Source organism: Citrobacter sp. CK195 (assembly GCF_030333365.1).
Classification (GTDB): domain Bacteria; phylum Pseudomonadota; class Gammaproteobacteria; order Enterobacterales; family Enterobacteriaceae; genus Citrobacter_B; species Citrobacter_B koseri.
Window position 1 is genome coordinate 195,468 of record NZ_JAOWGB010000025.1, and the last position, 16,021, is coordinate 211,488.

General features: G+C 55.9%; 17 protein-coding genes. 3 read left to right on the plus strand and 14 right to left on the minus strand.

Annotated features, from left to right (window positions below; translation table 11 throughout):
- Positions 1-40: 40 nt before the first annotated feature.
- The 3 genes from rpoD to rpsU all read right to left on the minus strand — a co-directional run bounded on the left by rpoD (position 41) and on the right by rpsU (position 4,241).
- Positions 41-1,915, minus strand: a complete 1,875-nt coding sequence (gene rpoD / locus OGX93_RS15140) for an RNA polymerase sigma factor RpoD (protein ID WP_256372597.1) — start codon at positions 1,913-1,915, stop codon at positions 41-43.
- 200 nt (positions 1,916-2,115) lie between these two features.
- Entirely contained in the window at positions 2,116-3,861 is a 1,746-nt protein-coding gene (dnaG, locus tag OGX93_RS15145; RefSeq protein WP_012135203.1) for a DNA primase, read from the minus strand.
- Positions 3,862-4,025: 164 nt separating this feature from the next.
- Entirely contained in the window at positions 4,026-4,241 is a 216-nt protein-coding gene (rpsU, locus tag OGX93_RS15150; RefSeq protein ID WP_001144069.1) for a 30S ribosomal protein S21, read from the minus strand.
- Between the two features lie 237 nt (positions 4,242-4,478).
- Between rpsU and tsaD the strand changes: the two genes are divergently transcribed.
- Positions 4,479-5,492 carry a tRNA (adenosine(37)-N6)-threonylcarbamoyltransferase complex transferase subunit TsaD gene (tsaD, locus tag OGX93_RS15155; protein ID WP_104868167.1) on the plus strand — a complete coding sequence of 338 codons (1,014 nt, stop codon included), beginning with the start codon at positions 4,479-4,481 and terminating at the stop codon, positions 5,490-5,492.
- Between the two features lie 86 nt (positions 5,493-5,578).
- Here tsaD and ureG read toward each other — a convergent pair whose 3' ends face one another.
- The 10 genes from ureG to ttdA form a co-directional block, all read right to left on the minus strand.
- Positions 5,579-6,196 (minus strand): urease accessory protein UreG, encoded by a 618-nt coding sequence (gene ureG, locus OGX93_RS15160; protein ID WP_275155159.1) that lies wholly within the window; start codon positions 6,194-6,196, stop codon positions 5,579-5,581.
- 9 nt (positions 6,197-6,205) lie between these two features.
- Positions 6,206-6,880, minus strand: coding sequence for an urease accessory protein UreF (locus OGX93_RS15165; RefSeq protein WP_047461132.1), 675 nt, complete (start codon positions 6,878-6,880; stop codon positions 6,206-6,208).
- Positions 6,880-7,338, minus strand: coding sequence for an urease accessory protein UreE (ureE, locus tag OGX93_RS15170; protein ID WP_012135197.1), 459 nt, complete (start codon positions 7,336-7,338; stop codon positions 6,880-6,882). Before ureE ends, OGX93_RS15165 begins: the two co-directional genes overlap by 1 nt.
- A 9-nt stretch (positions 7,339-7,347) precedes the next feature.
- A complete protein-coding gene (gene ureC, locus OGX93_RS15175) occupies positions 7,348-9,051 on the minus strand; it encodes an urease subunit alpha (RefSeq protein WP_286449070.1) in 1,704 nt (567 codons plus the stop codon).
- Positions 9,044-9,364 carry an urease subunit beta gene (locus tag OGX93_RS15180; RefSeq protein WP_012135195.1) on the minus strand — a complete coding sequence of 107 codons (321 nt, stop codon included), beginning with the start codon at positions 9,362-9,364 and terminating at the stop codon, positions 9,044-9,046. The genes ureC and OGX93_RS15180 overlap by 8 nt, the downstream gene beginning before the upstream one ends.
- A 10-nt stretch (positions 9,365-9,374) precedes the next feature.
- A complete protein-coding gene (locus OGX93_RS15185; protein ID WP_042289336.1) occupies positions 9,375-9,677 on the minus strand; it encodes an urease subunit gamma in 303 nt (100 codons plus the stop codon).
- A 10-nt stretch (positions 9,678-9,687) separates the two neighbouring features.
- Positions 9,688-10,545: an urease accessory protein UreD gene (locus OGX93_RS15190; RefSeq protein ID WP_200024197.1), complete on the minus strand. Its 858-nt coding sequence runs from the start codon at positions 10,543-10,545 to the stop codon at positions 9,688-9,690.
- An 89-nt stretch (positions 10,546-10,634) separates the two neighbouring features.
- Positions 10,635-12,098, minus strand: a complete 1,464-nt coding sequence (locus OGX93_RS15195; RefSeq protein ID WP_286487813.1) for an anion permease — start codon at positions 12,096-12,098, stop codon at positions 10,635-10,637.
- A gap of 48 nt (positions 12,099-12,146) precedes the next feature.
- Complete coding sequence (gene ttdB, locus OGX93_RS15200; protein WP_104868172.1) at positions 12,147-12,752, minus strand: L(+)-tartrate dehydratase subunit beta; 606 nt, start codon at positions 12,750-12,752, stop codon at positions 12,147-12,149.
- The gene (ttdA, locus tag OGX93_RS15205; protein WP_012135190.1) at positions 12,749-13,660 is read right to left on the minus strand and encodes a L(+)-tartrate dehydratase subunit alpha; all 912 of its coding nucleotides are present in this window, start codon (positions 13,658-13,660) and stop codon (positions 12,749-12,751) included. The genes ttdB and ttdA overlap by 4 nt, the downstream gene beginning before the upstream one ends.
- Positions 13,661-13,870: 210 nt before the next feature.
- Here ttdA and ttdR point away from each other — a divergent pair, with 210 nt between their 5' ends.
- Positions 13,871-14,806 (plus strand): L-tartrate utilization transcriptional activator TtdR, encoded by a 936-nt coding sequence (gene ttdR, locus OGX93_RS15210; protein WP_012135189.1) that lies wholly within the window; start codon positions 13,871-13,873, stop codon positions 14,804-14,806.
- Between the two features lie 103 nt (positions 14,807-14,909).
- On the opposite strand, the gene plsY is transcribed toward ttdR, so the two are convergent.
- Positions 14,910-15,527, minus strand: a complete 618-nt coding sequence (plsY, locus tag OGX93_RS15215) for a glycerol-3-phosphate 1-O-acyltransferase PlsY (protein WP_012135188.1) — start codon at positions 15,525-15,527, stop codon at positions 14,910-14,912.
- A gap of 106 nt (positions 15,528-15,633) precedes the next feature.
- Here plsY and folB point away from each other — a divergent pair, with 106 nt between their 5' ends.
- Positions 15,634-16,002, plus strand: coding sequence for a bifunctional dihydroneopterin aldolase/7,8-dihydroneopterin epimerase (folB, locus tag OGX93_RS15220; RefSeq protein ID WP_012135187.1), 369 nt, complete (start codon positions 15,634-15,636; stop codon positions 16,000-16,002).
- Positions 16,003-16,021: the final 19 nt, after the last annotated feature.

Sequence of the window (16,021 nt, forward strand, 5' to 3'; positions counted from 1 at the left end):
AACGCCACCTTGCGGTGGCGTTGATGCTTATGCGGCGAGATTAATCGTCCAGGAAGCTACGCAGCACTTCAGAACGGCTCGGGTGACGCAGTTTACGCAGCGCCTTCGCTTCGATCTGACGGATACGTTCGCGGGTAACGTCAAACTGTTTACCCACTTCTTCCAGCGTATGGTCGGTGTTCATATCGATACCGAAACGCATACGCAGCACTTTTGCTTCACGCGCCGTCAGGCCAGCCAGCACGTCGTGCGTTGCGGCACGCAGGCTCTCGGTGGTGGCAGAGTCCAGCGGCAGCTCGAGGGTGGTATCCTCGATGAAATCTCCCAGATGCGAATCTTCATCGTCGCCGATCGGCGTTTCCATGGAGATAGGCTCTTTGGCGATCTTCAGCACTTTACGGATCTTGTCTTCCGGCATCAGCATGCGCTCGGCCAGCTCTTCTGGCGTCGGCTCGCGCCCCATTTCTTGCAGCATCTGGCGGGAGATACGGTTGAGTTTGTTGATGGTCTCAATCATATGCACCGGAATACGGATGGTGCGCGCCTGATCCGCGATAGAGCGGGTGATCGCCTGACGAATCCACCAGGTGGCATAGGTGGAGAATTTGTAACCACGACGGTATTCGAACTTGTCTACCGCTTTCATCAGACCGATGTTGCCTTCCTGAATCAGATCCAGGAATTGCAGACCACGGTTGGTGTATTTTTTGGCGATAGAGATAACCAGACGCAAGTTCGCTTCAACCATCTCTTTCTTCGCACGGCGGGCTTTCGCTTCGCCGATGGACATGCGACGGTTGATGTCTTTTACCTGCTCGATGGTCAGGCCGGTTTCTTCTTCAATCTGTTGCAGTTTTTGCAGGCTGCGCTGAACGTCTTCAGTGACATCGTGCAGCTTTTCGGACCACGGCTTGTTCATCGCAATGGCGGCATTGAACCAGGTTTCGCTGGTTTCGTTGCCGGTGAACAGGGTGATGAAGTTTTTCTTCGGCATTTTGCACTGCTCAACACAGAGCTTCATGATCAGGCGTTCTTGCGTGCGAACGCGATCCATCATGACGCGCATGCTGTTCACCAGGTAGTCGAACTGCTTCGGCACCAGGCGGAACTGCTTAAACACTTCAGACAGCTTCAGAATTTCGGTCTGCGCATCGGCGTGGCTGCGACCTTTCGCTTTGATGGTGTCACGGGTGACTTCGTACTGCGTACGCAGCTCTGCGAATTTTTCGCGCGCCAGTTCCGGGTCGATGCTGTTGTCGTCATCGCTGCTGTCGTCGTCTTCTTCTTCGTCTTCATCATCGTCGTCGTCCATCTCTTCCTGAGAGAGTTCAGAACCGACGTGCGTGGCGGTAGGCGCCATATCTTCTTCAGCGTTCGGGTCAACAAAGCCGGTGATCAGATCTGACAGGCGAGCTTCTTCGGCTTCAACGCGATCGTACTGTTCAAGCAGATAAGTAATCGCTTCCGGGTATTCGGCAACGGAGCATTGAACCTGGTTGATCCCGTCTTCAATACGTTTAGCGATGTCGATTTCGCCTTCACGGGTTAACAGTTCAACCGTACCCATCTCACGCATGTACATGCGTACCGGGTCAGTGGTACGACCGATTTCAGATTCAACACTGGATAAAACTTGAGCAGCAGCTTCTTCCGCGTCTTCGTCGGTGTTGTTGGTGTTTTCAGCAAGCAGCAGGTCATCGGCATCCGGTGCTTCTTCCATCACCTGAATACCCATGTCGTTGATCATTTGGATGATGTCTTCGATTTGATCTGAATCGACGATATCTTCCGGCAGATGGTCATTGACCTCGGCATAGGTCAGATAGCCTTGCTCCTTACCACGGGTGACAAGAAGCTTCAGCTGTGACTGCGGGTTTTGCTCCATAAGACGGTATCCACACTTATTTCGTTTGATTGGTGTCGGCGGTGTATCTGCCAACCTTTAAAGCGAGGGCGTACTTATATTTTTGCCGCTGCCTCTCAGTGCGGCTGTCGGGGGCTTCCCGATCGCTATTCGGCACTTAAGCCGTTAAATACGTCATCCTTCAAGTTGTCTCTGCGTTAGCTGCGTTCTCTTGCTGCCTTAATACAACTTGAACGATTTTGTCTATCAATTCATTTTTTGGCCAGTTCCTGGTTCAGCGTCCAGAGTTCCCGGCGTTCTTCGTTGCTTAAACCGTGTGTGCGATCGCGAGCAATCAACTCTTCCTGGCGCAGCTTAAGCATCGAATCAAACATATGGTTGAGTGAGTCGGTGAAGGTTTTTTCAGCAATGTCCTTATCAGCTATATCGTCCCACATCGACAATTTTTCAAGGGTCGCAGCACTATTTGTGCCGCGATAATGTTCTAAAAGTTGGCCGGTGGTCAGACCTGGTTGAGACAAACAAGTGTTGACCAGTTCTTCAAATAAGCCAAGCCCGGGCAGCTTTTTTTGATCCAGACCGCCTAGCGGTGGTACTAACGGCGCCAAATCCGGGTTTTGTACCAGTAACCCTATAAGTATACGCATGGTCGTGCGTTTTAGCTGCGGAGCTGGGCGTACCGTGCCACTTTCTGCCTGTTTTGGCATTAAGCGGTCAAGCTGGCTATCGTCAAAGATGCCTAATTTCAGCCCCAGCATCTGTCGTAGCTGGATCCTGTGCGTATCTCCGGGAACCTGGTTAATCAGCGGCAGCGCCAGCGCGGCAAGCTGCGTACTTCCATCCGGCGTACTCAAATCAACCTGCGGCAAGAGGCTATTGAAGAGAAACAGAGAAAGCGGCAGAGCCTGCTCCATCCGTGCTTCGAATGCTTCTTTGCCCTCTTTACGCACCAGCGTATCCGGGTCTTCGCCATCAGGCAGGAACATAAAGCGCAACTGCCGTCCGTCGGTGATATAGGGCATTGCCGTTTCAAGCGCTCGCCATGCCGCATCGCGTCCGGCCCGATCGCCGTCATAACAGCAAATCACATTGTTAGTCGCCCGGAATAACATGTGGATATGGTCAGCTGTTGTCGATGTCCCCAACGATGCCACGGCGTAGTTAATGTCGTACTGCGCCAGCGCGACAACGTCCATATAGCCTTCAACAACAAGCAGTCGCTGTGGTTCAGCGTTATGTTGCTGAGCTTCATAAAGGCCATACAGCTGTCGACCTTTATGGAAAATATCGGTTTCCGGGGAGTTCAGGTATTTCGGCGTATCGTTACCGAGTACGCGGCCACCAAAACCAATCACCCGTCCTCGTTTATCGCGAATCGGGAACATCACCCGATTACGGAAACGATCGTAGGTTCTGCCCTGGTCATTGTTGACCAGCATTCCGGCATCCAGTAACAGCGCTCTGTTGTCGCTATTATTACCGAAACGTTTTAATGCGTTATCCCAGCCTGGCGGAGCGAAACCAATCGCGAAGCGTTGAACGATTTCAGCGCTAAGGCCGCGTTTTTGCAAATATTGGCGCGCAGGCTCTGCTGTGGGGTGGGCGAGCGACTGTTGATAAAACGCATTCAGCCCGTCCATTAACTGATAGAGGTTTTGCCGTTGATGGCGCTCTATCTGGCTAAGACCTGTCCCTGCTTCGTAGGGAATTTCCAGGTTGTGCATTGCAGCCAGTTCTTCGACGGTTTCCACGAAATCGAGCTTGTCGTAGTTCATGAGGAAATCGATCGCGTTGCCGTGTGCGCCGCAGCCAAAGCAGTGGTAAAACTGTTTTTCACCGTTCACGGTGAAAGAGGGGGTTTTTTCGTTATGGAACGGACAGCACGCGTGAAAATTCTTGCCCTGCTTTTTCAGCTTCACCCGCGCATCGATCAGATCGATGATGTCGGTGCGTGCCAGCAGGTCATTGATAAATACGCGTGGGATTCGTCCAGCCATATGCCCCTTTTATACACTTCATCTTTCAGGCGCCGCTTTGCCGCATCCTGAATGATTTTGTATATATGCCAATGCATAAACGAAAATAAGCCGCGCATTCCTTTCGGAAGCACGGCCTTACAACTACAACTCGGTCTGAATCGAGAGCTTACGCCCTCAACGCATTAGTACAGACGAGTGCGGCGTGCGTTTTCGCGAGCCAGTTTCTTCGCGTGACGTTTCACTGCTGAAGCTTTAGCGCGCTTACGTTCGGTAGTCGGTTTTTCATAGAACTCACGACGACGAACTTCCGCCAGAACACCTGCTTTCTCACAGGAACGCTTGAAGCGACGCAGAGCTACGTCGAACGGCTCGTTTTCACGTACTTTAATTACCGGCATGTGCCTCTCACCTTTGATTAAATCGGTTTGCCGCTGGCATCAGCGCCAGCTTATTTCAAAATGGTGCGGAATTTTACTGCAATTGCTGCTGCTTTGTAAAGCACCGACGCCTTTTTTGAAAGGGACTTTTATAAGGGTGAGGAGTATACACGAGGCTGTCGTCAGGGGCGAACAAAGTTTTACATCAACCCGCATTGGCCCTACACTGCGCGGTATCAGAGTGAGGTAAAACAAGTCATGCGTGTACTGGGTATTGAGACATCCTGCGATGAAACCGGCATCGCTATTTACGACGACGAAAAAGGTCTGTTAGCCAACCAATTGTATAGTCAGGTGAAATTACACGCTGACTACGGCGGCGTAGTGCCTGAACTGGCCTCGCGCGACCACGTACGCAAGACCGTACCGCTGATCCAGGCGGCGTTGAAAGAGTCGGGTCTGACGGCGAAAGAGATTGATGCCGTGGCCTATACCGCAGGGCCGGGTCTGGTGGGGGCGCTGCTGGTCGGCGCGACCGTTGGCCGTTCGCTGGCGTTTGCCTGGAATGTTCCAGCGATTCCGGTACACCATATGGAAGGGCACCTGCTGGCGCCGATGCTGGAAGACAATCCGCCGGAATTTCCGTTCGTGGCGCTGCTGGTCTCCGGCGGTCATACCCAACTTATCAGCGTGACCGGGATTGGTCAGTATGCGCTGTTAGGCGAATCCATTGACGATGCGGCCGGTGAAGCGTTTGATAAAACCGCCAAACTGCTGGGGCTGGATTACCCTGGCGGCCCGATGCTGTCGAAAATGGCGGCGCAGGGCACCGCAGGGCGTTTTGTCTTTCCGCGTCCGATGACCGACCGTCCTGGGCTGGATTTCAGCTTCTCCGGGCTGAAAACGTTCGCCGCAAACACGATCCGCAGCAACGGTGATGATGAACAGACCCGCGCCGATATTGCCCGTGCGTTTGAAGATGCGGTGGTGGATACGCTGATGATCAAGTGTAAGCGAGCGCTGGATAAGACCGGCTTTAAGCGTCTGGTGATGGCGGGCGGGGTGAGCGCCAACCGCACGCTGCGTGCGAAGCTGGCGGAAATGATGCAAAAACGGCGTGGCGAAGTGTTCTACGCACGGCCAGAGTTTTGCACCGATAACGGCGCGATGATCGCCTACGCCGGTATGGTGCGCTTCAAAGCCGGCGCAACGGCGGATTTAGGCGTGAGCGTGCGTCCTCGCTGGCCGCTGGCGGAGCTGCCTGCGGCGTGATTTTTTGCCCGGTGGCGGCTTCGCTTACCGGGCTTACAATACCGTAGACCGGGTCAGGCGAAGCCGCCGCCCGGCGATAAAAAACGCTACACCCGCAACATCCCTTTATCTTCCAGAAACGCAATAATCGTCGCCAGGCCGTCACTGGTTTTCAGGTTGGTAAACGCCCACGGCCGATCTCCGCGCATACGCATTGTATCGCGCGCCATCACCTCCAGCGACGCGCCCACATACGGCGCCAGATCCGTTTTGTTGATCACCAGAAAATCGGATTTGGTGATCCCCGGCCCGCCTTTACGCGGGATCTTCTCACCTTCGGCCACATCGATCACATAGATTGTCAGATCGGCCAGTTCCGGGCTGAAGGTGGCGCTCAGGTTATCGCCGCCGCTCTCGACAAAGATCAGATCCAGGTTGCCGAATGTCTCGCTTAATGCTTCCACCGCCGCCAGGTTCATTGAGGCGTCTTCGCGAATGGCGGTATGCGGACAACCGCCAGTTTCCACGCCGACAATCCTTTCCGGCGCCAGCGCGCCCGCTTCGGTAAGAATGCGCTGATCCTCTTTGGTATAAATATCGTTAGTCACCACCGCCAGTTGATACGTATCGCGCATCGCTTTGCATAACGCTTCCAGCAGGGCGGTTTTACCGGAACCCACCGGACCACCCACGCCGACGCGCAGGGGATGTTTATAGTCGTTCATCGTGTCTCCTCAGGAGCGAAATAATCGGCAATATTGTGTTTCGTGACGGGCAGAAGCGATGGCGGCCAGCGGCGTGGATGAGCCCAGATCCGCATCCGGGCGAGCCAGCGCCTGCGCCATACCCTGCGCGTAATGGTCGCAAAGCGAAAGAATGAGCTGCTGCGCCGCCTGTTGTCCGAAGGGCACCAGCTTCACCCCCGCCATCACCGCGCTTTCTAACCAGCTGTAGCCGAGGCTTAACGCCAGATCCGTCAGCGGGATGCGCCAGCGCACGCCCAGCCACGCCATACCGCAGAGCTGGCTGTCGGCAAAAAGCGGACGCCACGTCTGCGGGCAGTCCGGCACCCAGTCCACCACCAGGCGTGTAAACGCCGCCCCCCGGCTGCGCTCTTCTTCGCGCAGTTCCCGGGTTTCCCGACAGGCCAGCAGATATGCGCTCCAGCGGCGAGCGGCGGTAACGTCATTCCGTTCACAGGCGTGGTACAACCGGGCGAAAATCGGCAGGTCGACGGTAAAAAAGTTCTGCTCCAGCTGTTGCGTTTGCCAGTGCGCAAAGTCTTCCGCGTTTTTCACCCAGCCGATCTCCACCGCCCACTCCAGCCCCTGAGACCAGGTAAACGATCCCACCGGTAAACTGCTGCTGGCGAGCTGCATCAGGCGCAGCCGTTGTCTGGCGTCAGTCATCAGTGGGCGTGGCCGTGGTGATGGCCGTGAGATTCGCTGGCATATGCCCCCGCCTCCGGTTCAAAGGGCAGATGCGCGAAAGTCACCTCTAAGCTGAACTGGCGCAGCATGTCGTCGAGTACGTGATCGTGGTGATAGCGCAGCTCGTCAGGCAGAATTTGCAGCGGAACGTGGCGGTTGCCCAGGTGGTAGCAGGCTTTGGCGAGCAGGAACGGATCGGCGCAGCGCACGACCGAAACGGCTTCGTTTGCGGCGATGATCTCCACCACCTCTGCGCCATCTTCCGTACTCAGGCGATCGCCGCCGCGTAACAGCAAACCGCGCGGCAGCAGTAAACCGGCTTCGCGTCCGTCGCCCAGCACTACCTTCGCCCGGCTTTTGACGCGGACATCAATAGGGAGCGTCAGCGTTGCCGTGACGGCGGCGGGCGTTTCAATACGTTGCGTCAGATACAGCATGTCGTCTCCTCAGAATAAAAAATAACGCTGGGCCATCGGCAACACGTCTGCCGGTTCGCTGGTGATCGGCTCACCGTCAATGCGCACCTCGTAAGTCTGGGCGTCAACGGTGATGTTGGGTTGCAGACTGTTGTGGATCATGTCGGCTTTTTTTACCGTCCGGCAGCCTTTCACGACGGCGGTGGCGCTGCGTAAGTTGAGCTGCTGCGCAATGCCGTTTTCAACCGCAGCCTGAGAAAGAAAGGTCAGGCGACAGTGATGACGCGCCGCGCCAAGCGCGCCAAACATCGGCCGGTAATGCACCGGTTGCGGTGTGGGAATCGAGGCGTTGATATCACCCATCGGCGCGCAGACAATCATCCCGCCTTTGATGAGTGTTGCGGGTTTTACGCCAAAAAAGGCCGGAGACCAGAGCACCAGATCCGCCAGCTTTCCGGCCTCAACAGAACCGACCTCATGGGCGATGCCGTGGGTTAGCGCCGGGTTTATCGTGTACTTGGCGATGTAGCGTTTTACGCGCTGGTTGTCGTTATCGCCCGTCTCCTCCGCTAACGGGCCGCGTTGTACTTTCATCCGGTGCGCCACCTGCCAGGTTCGCAGAATGACTTCGCCCACTCGTCCCATCGCCTGGGAATCCGATGAGGTCAGGGAAAAGGCGCCGAGATCGTGCAGCACATCTTCGGCGGCGATGGTTTCCCGACGAATCCGCGACTCGGCAAACGCCACATCTTCGGCGATATCCGGGTCGAGATGGTGGCAGACCATCAGCATATCGAGATGCTCGTCAATGGTGTTGACGGTATAAGGCAGCGTCGGGTTGGTGGAGGAGGGGAGAATATGGGGATGCGCGCAGGCGGTGATAATATCCGGGGCGTGACCGCCGCCCGCCCCTTCGGTATGAAAGGTATGGATCGTGCGATCGCCAATTGCCGCCAGCGTGTCCTCGACGAAACCGGACTCGTTTAACGTGTCGCTGTGCAGCGCGACCTGAATATCCATCTCTTCAGCCACGGTCAGCGCACAGTCGATCGCTGCGGGCGTCGCGCCCCAGTCCTCGTGGATCTTCAGGCCGATCGCGCCGGCGGCAATCTGCTCACGCAGCGCGTCCGGGTTCGAGCCATTCCCTTTGCCGAGAAAACCGATATTCACCGGCAGGCTGTCCGCCGCCTGCAACATGCGGGCGATGTACCACGGGCCAGGCGTGCAGGTGGTGGCATTGGTGCCCGCTGCCGGGCCGGTGCCGCCGCCAATCATGGTCGTCACGCCAGAGACCAGCGCCTCTTCCGCCTGCTGCGGGCAGATCCAGTGAATATGCGTGTCCACGCCGCCTGCGGTAACGATCTTTCCTTCACCGGCGATCGCCTCCGTGCCGACGCCAATCGGGATCGTCACGTTGGGCTGAATATCCGGGTTACCGGCTTTGCCGATGGCGAAGATCCTGCCGTCTTTGATGCCGATGTCCGCCTTGACGATCCCCCAGTGATCGACGATCAGCGCGTTGGTGATCACCAGATCCACACACGCGCGAGCACGCATCTGCCCCTGGCCCATACCGTCGCGGATCACTTTGCCGCCGCCGAATTTCACCTCTTCGCCGTAGGTCGTGAGATCGTTTTCGACTTCGATCCACAGTCCGGTATCCGCCAGACGCACCCGGTCGCCGGTCGTCGGGCCAAACATGTCGGCGTAAGCCTGCCGGGAAATCTCAGTCATTGTCTGCCTCCAGAGAGCCCATTACCTCGCCGCGAAAACCAAAAATACGCTGTGCCCCGGCGACGCGCACCAGTTCGACCTCGCGTTTTTGCCCCGGCTCAAAACGCACTGCCGTGCCTGCGGGGATGTTCAGGCGAAAACCGCGTGCGGCTTGCCTGTCAAAGCGTAATGCGGGGTTGACCTCGTAAAAGTGATAGTGCGATCCGACCTGAACCGGGCGATCGCCATGATTCTCAACCACGATCGTGCAGGTTTCTCTGCCTGTATTGATCGCGATGTTTCCCGTGGAGATCCTGTATTCGCCTGGAATCATGGTTCCTCCTTTATACGATCGGGTTATGAACGGTGACCAGTTTCGAGCCGTCTGGAAAGGTGGCTTCAACCTGAATATCCGGGATCATTTCCGGCACGCCCTCCATCACCTGATCGCGGGTCAACACATGGCGACCGTCTTCCATCAGTGACGCCACGCTTTTGCCGTCGCGGGCGCCTTCCATAATGAAAGCGCTGATCAGCGCCACCGATTCCGGGTAGTTCAGCTTCAGTCCGCGCGCCAGACGACGCTCCGCCACCAGCGCGGCGGTAAAGAGCAACAGCTTGTCTTTTTCTCTGGGAGTCAGTTCCATAGTGATTCTCTTATGTCTGCCAGATACGGGGCAGGAGTGGCGGTTTTTGGGTCAGTTGTGGTCGTAAGGATTGCCAGACGGCGCGCATAACGCGCTGGATAAGCAGGTTGTCGTGCCCGAGGAAGCGCAGGGCCAGCAGTGAATCAATCAGCGTCGCGCCAGCGTAGTCGCCGAGGGGGGCAATTTGCTCGCGTACGCCGTCCAGCATCTTTTCCGTGGCGGGATAACAGAGCAGCGTACCGCTCCAGGGATGTCTGGCGACGGTGTGCAGGTTTCCTCCCTCAAGGTGCAGCCTTTCTATTAATAGCGGCGTACCGTCCCGCCATACTTCCAGGCGGTTGCGCAGCGTGCCGTGGCTGAAGGTCTCCTGCATCACCGGTCGCCCCAGACAGAGCAGATCCCAGGCCAGCAGCCGGCTCTCTTGCGCCAGATGAAAGACCGACTGGATGTTAGCGTTCGCGCCGGGAAAAAGGATCGTATCCTGCGGCAGCCACTCCAGCGTGGCCTGCGGGGCGAGATAAAAATCCTGCCGCAGCTGCGCCTGAGGGCCGCGACTGCGGTAAAACTTCCCTGCGCCAGGCTGGGTGATTAACGCATGGCTGTCTGTTGCAAGCGTGGCGGAAATCGTGAGTTCATCGCCCCCGACAATGCCGCCCGGCGGATGAAGCAAATAGAGGTGGCAAACGTCGTCTTCCGGGTAAAACGGACGCTGTACCGTCAGCGGGCCGACGTGTCGCGCCGAAGTGAGCACTGTTTTATGCGCGGCGCGGGTAAACCGCAGATCCAGTTCGGCCTGCCAGCCCCGTGTGAGAGTCTTGTGCGCAACGGTGTCCAGAGCGTTTCCCTTATCAGCGTGAGGGGAGTGCATACAAAAAAGTATGCCTCAGCGCATCGGGAAAACGGTCATACGAGAAGCTTATGGAAAAAAGAGGCGACGTCATGCCGCCCCAACGAGGTTTACAGCAAAACGAGAGGCATCCAGACAAGGCCGGTTATTACCAGCAGAACCAGGAAGATCAGGCCAAAAATAGCACCCAGCCGCCAGTAATCCACCGTCGGCAGATAACCGCTACCGTAATAGATGGGGCTTGGGCCGGTCGCATAGGGGGTGAGAATGCTGCCCAGACCAATGGCGGCGCCGACCATCAGGCAAAACACTGGTAAGGGGATGTCCGGCATCGCCAGCGCGGCGGCAATCATCATCGGCGCCAGCGCGGAGGTATAAGCGGTGGCGCTGGCAAAAAAGTAGCGTAACAGATAAAACACCACGATGAGCGCGACCATCACCATCATCGGCGAATAGCCGCTTAGCCCGTTTGCCAGCAGTTTGCCAAACCAGGTGATAAAGCCGGTATTGTTCAGTCCGGTGGCGAGCGTAATCAGCGAAGCCAGCCAGAAGAAAACGTTCCATGCCGCTTTATTGCTGACGATGTCATCCCAGGAGATGATGCGTAATACCAGCATCAATGCCACCACGCTATAACCGACCATTGCGGCATCAATGTAATCGCCGCCGAAGATCCACAGCACCAGCGCGCCGACCATCAGCACCAGCATCTTTTTCTCGCGCGAGCAGAGCGGGCCCATCTCCTTTAGCTCAGCTTCCGCCCAGCGCGGCACCTGGTCGCCCGATTTCAGCACCGGCGGATACAGCACGTAGGCCAGCCACGGAACCAGCAAGACCAGCAGAATGCTTAGCGGCAGCATTCCTAAGAACCAGTCGCCCCAGCTTAGCGCCGTATGGGATGCGCTTTTCATCAGGCCAATCAGCAACAGGTTAGGCGCCATCGCCGTCAGGAAAATGGCGCTGGTAACGCAGTCGGCGGTGATGCCCATCCACATAATATACGAGCCAATGGAGCGGGAGCTGGCGTCGTTAGGCTGCGAGTTATAGAGCGGCGGCAGGTTGCGGATAATCGGGTAGATGATCCCGGCGCCGCGCGCGGAGTTAGACGGCGTGACCGGGGCGAGGATCAGCTCGGAAAACATCACCGCATAGCCAAGAAACAGCGTGCGATGGCCCATCTTCTTCACCAGCATCAGCGCAATTCGCCGACCGAGACCGGTTTTTTCATAGCCGGTGCCAAACATAAAGGCGGCGAAAATCAGCCAGATAACCGAGTTAGAAAAACCAGACACCGCCCACGAGAGGGCTTTGGCGGTAAATTTAAAACCTTCCTGCGCGAGCTGATCGGGGCTGAACAGCAGCCATGGCGACAGAACGGCAATGATCGAAATCCCGATCATCGCCACGACCGCGCCCGGTACAGGTTCCAGAATGAGTCCCACAATGACGCCGGTAAAGACCGCAAAATAGAGCCAGGTGTGGCTCTCAAGACCGGTGAGGACGGGCAAAACAGCAATAATGGCGATGACCACCAGTGGAGCCAGGTATCGCCACCAACCAGATAAAGGTGCCATTGTCGTATCCCTGAGAAAAGGGAGAGGCGTAGCGCCTCTCCTGAAGGGTTATTTGATGTAGTGCACGTACTCGCAGATCTCGTCAACGATGGGACCGCGACGCTCGGCGAACTGTTTTTTGTTGTCGGCGATCAGGTTGTTGCCGTGGGTATCGATAGAGACAATCAGCGGCCCGAACTCTTTCACCCGGCAAACCCACAGCGATTCCGGCATGCCGAGTTCCGTCCAGTGCACCTCTTCTATCTCTTCGACCTGGGTCGCCGCCAGCACCGCGCAGCCAGCCGGGAAGATGACGTGCAGCGCTTTGAATTTCTGGCAGCCTTCTTCGGTCAGCGGCCCCATCCCGCCTTTTCCGACCACCAGCTTCACGCCGGTCTGCTCAATGAACTCTTTTTCAAAGGCTTCCATACGCATGCTGGTGGTCGGGCCGACGGAGACCATCTCCCATTTATCACCGTTTTTACGCACAATCGGCCCGGCGTGGAAAATCGCTTTGCCATTGAGATCGTAAGGAATGGGGCGCTTGAGTTCGATCAGACGGCGGTGACAAACGTCGCGACAGGTCACCAGCGTTCCGGTCAGGTAGATCACATCGCCAATGCGGATATCTTCCAGGTCTTCGGCTTTGATCGGGGTAGTGAGGATCTTTTTCATAACGCGCTCCGGGTGTGGGACAGGTTTTCGAAGGAGAGGTCAGAATGAACCAGCAGCGTACCGCGACGGTGCGCCCAGCAGCCGGTGGAGACAGCCACGCCAATGGTTGACGGATGACGGGCGGCGGATTCGATGTGTACGCCCATCACCGAGCTGTTGCCGGTCAGCCCTTGTGGGCCGATTCCCAGGCGGTTTAGTCCTTCTTCCAGCCGCAGCTCAAGCTCTGCTGCCTTTGGATTCGGATGACGGGTGCCTATCGGGCGCAGAATCGCTTTGCGGGAAAGCACGGCGGCGGTTTCGACGGAGGTTGCGATGCCCACGCCGACCAGTACCGGCGGACAGGCATTGACCGCCAGCGTGGAGATGTTTTCAAAGACGAATTTCACGACGCCTTCGTAGCCTTCGGAAGGCATCAGCACTTTGGAACGCCCCGGCAGCGTGCAACCGCCGCCCGCCATATAAACTTCAATTTCCGCATCGTCGCCATCGGGAATAATCTCCCAGGTGACCCACGGCACGCCGCTGCCGGTGTTTTTGCCGGTATTCACTTCGTCGAAAATTTCGACCGCGTTATGGCGTAGCGGCGCTTTTACGGTGGCGTCTTCCACGGCCTGCTTAAGAATACTTTGCAGCTCGCCCAGCAGCGGGAAGCGGGAACCGACCTTCACGAAGAACATAATTTCGCCCGTGTCCTGGCAGGCCGGGCGGTTCAGGTCGATTGCTTTCTGCATGTTATCGAACATCGTGTGGTAGATAATGTTTCCCATCGATGAGGTTTCGGCATCACGCAGCTGTTTTAATTTATCGACGACGTCGTCGGGCATTCGGGTGGAGATCATGGCGGTAAAATTAGCGACAATATCCGTCAACGTAGTAACCGCATTTTGGTTATTTTGATTGCTCATCATATCAACTCCAGTTCTTTTATTAATCTGGAAATAAATTCTCTGGAGTAAACTACCACTAAATGTGTGGTTTTATATTTTTTGTCACTGTGTATATGCAATTAACAGTTCGTGAATCACACCACAGAAAGGTGATGAAAATTGAGCAAAGGCAGGGTTTAACGACGTTAAGAGATTTACACTGCGCGTATTAAAATCACGGATAACCGACAGATGCTGAACAACTATCCCTTAGCCAAAGACCTACAGGTTTTGGTTGAAATTGTCCATACGGGAAGCTTTAGCGCGGCAGCGGCGGCGCTGGGGCAAACGCCCGCGTTCGTGACGAAACGGATTCAGATTCTTGAGACAACCCTTGCCACCACGCTGCTGAACCGCTCGGCAAGAGGTGTTGCGCTGACGGAAAGCGGGCAACGCTGCTATGAACATGCGCTGAAGCTCCTCACGCACTATCAGCGGCTGGTGGATGAGGTGACGCAAATTAAAACGCGCCCGGAGGGAATGATTCGCATTGGCTGTAGTTTTGGTTTTGGCCGCAGTTATATTGCACCTGCCATTACCGACCTGATGCGCAATTATCCTGAATTACAGGTTCACTTTGAACTCTTCGATCGGCAAATTGATTTGGTACAGGATAATATTGATCTGGATATTCGGATTAACGATGAAATTCCTGATTATTATATTGCGCATTTGTTAACAAAGAATAAAAGAATATTATGCGCGTCTCCCGCATATCTCCAGAAATATCCTGAGCCAAAAACCTTACAAGAATTAAGCGGTCATGATTGTCTGGTGACAAAAGAACGTGATATGACCCACGGCATATGGGAACTGGGGAACGGGCAAGAGAAAAAATCAGTGAAAGTAACCGGACACCTCTCTTCCAATAGCGGTGAAATTGTTTTGCAGTGGGCGCTGGAGGGCAAAGGGATCATGCTGCGTTCAGAGTGGGATGTGCAGCCGTTTCTGGCGAGCGGTAAACTGGTGAGGGTATTGCCGGAGTATGCGCAGAGCGCCAATATCTGGGCGGTCTATCAGGAACCGCTGTACCGCAGCGTAAAGTTACGGGTATGTGTGGAGTTTCTGGCGGCATGGTGCCAGAAGCGACTCGGCAAGCCAGACGAGGGATATCAGGTGGCGTGGTGAACCAATCTGTAGGCCGGATAAGACGCTTTGCGTCGCCATCCGGCGATGCGTATGTGCCTGATGGCGGCTTCGCCTTACCTGGCCTACGGCGTGGTGTAAAAAGCTACTGCGGATCTTTCTCGCGCTTCTTCTTGAGTTTCGTCCAGATCTTCGTCTCCTGACGACGCCACAGGCGCTGGATGTTGTCATGGTGGCGCAGCAAAATCAGGCAAGACAGCATAGAGACCGGGAAGGTGAACTGGGGTTTAAACCACCACACGTAGAATGGCGCAATCAGCGCGCTGACGATCGCGCCCAATGACGAGTAACCGCTCAGTAAGACGGTCAGCAGCCAGGTGCCCGCCATCACGCCAGTTAAGTCCCAGCCGATGGGCGCGATCGCGCCGAATGCGGTCGCGACGCCTTTTCCGCCTTTGAAGCCAAAAAAGACCGGCCAGATGTGCCCCAGACAGGCGGCGATGGCAATCAGGCCCAGCCAGAAAGGGGTTACGCCTAATGCATAAGCGCCCCAGACCGGCAGCATGCCTTTGAGGACGTCGAAAATCAGTACCGCTACGGCTGCTCCCTTGCCCCCTATGCGTAACACATTGGTCGCGCCAGGGTTACCGGAGCCACTCTGACGCGGGTCGGGTAAACCTGCAATGCGGCAGACCAGAATGGCACTGGAAATTGAGCCGCAGAGGTACGCGAAGAGGATCATTCCAGGCGCGATTGCACTCATAAGCTGTTCCGTTTTGAAAATGTCGTGTTAAACGCTACTTCTGTGGATAATACGCATATTTCGCCGGAAGTGGTATCCGGGTTAGCCAAAAAGCAGGCAGGTCGTGATGGATATTGTATTTATAGAGCAACTTTCGGTAATCACCACTATCGGTGTTTACGACTGGGAGCAAACTATCGAACAGAAACTGGTGTTCGATATCGAAATGGCGTGGGACAACCGTAAGTCAGCCAGAAGCGACGACGTTGCGGATTGTCTGAGCTATGCCGACATTGCCGATACGGTAGTCAGCCATGTGGAGGGCGGCCGTTTTGCGTTAGTCGAACGCGTAGCGGAAGAGGTGGCGGATCTGCTGCTCAGCCGCTTTAACTCTCCGTGGGTACGCATCAAGCTCAGTAAGCCCGGCGCCGTAGCGCGTGCGGCGAATGTTGGCGTTATCATTGAGCGTGGCAATAATCTGAAAGAAAATAATTAACTTCATAGTTTTTAAACCA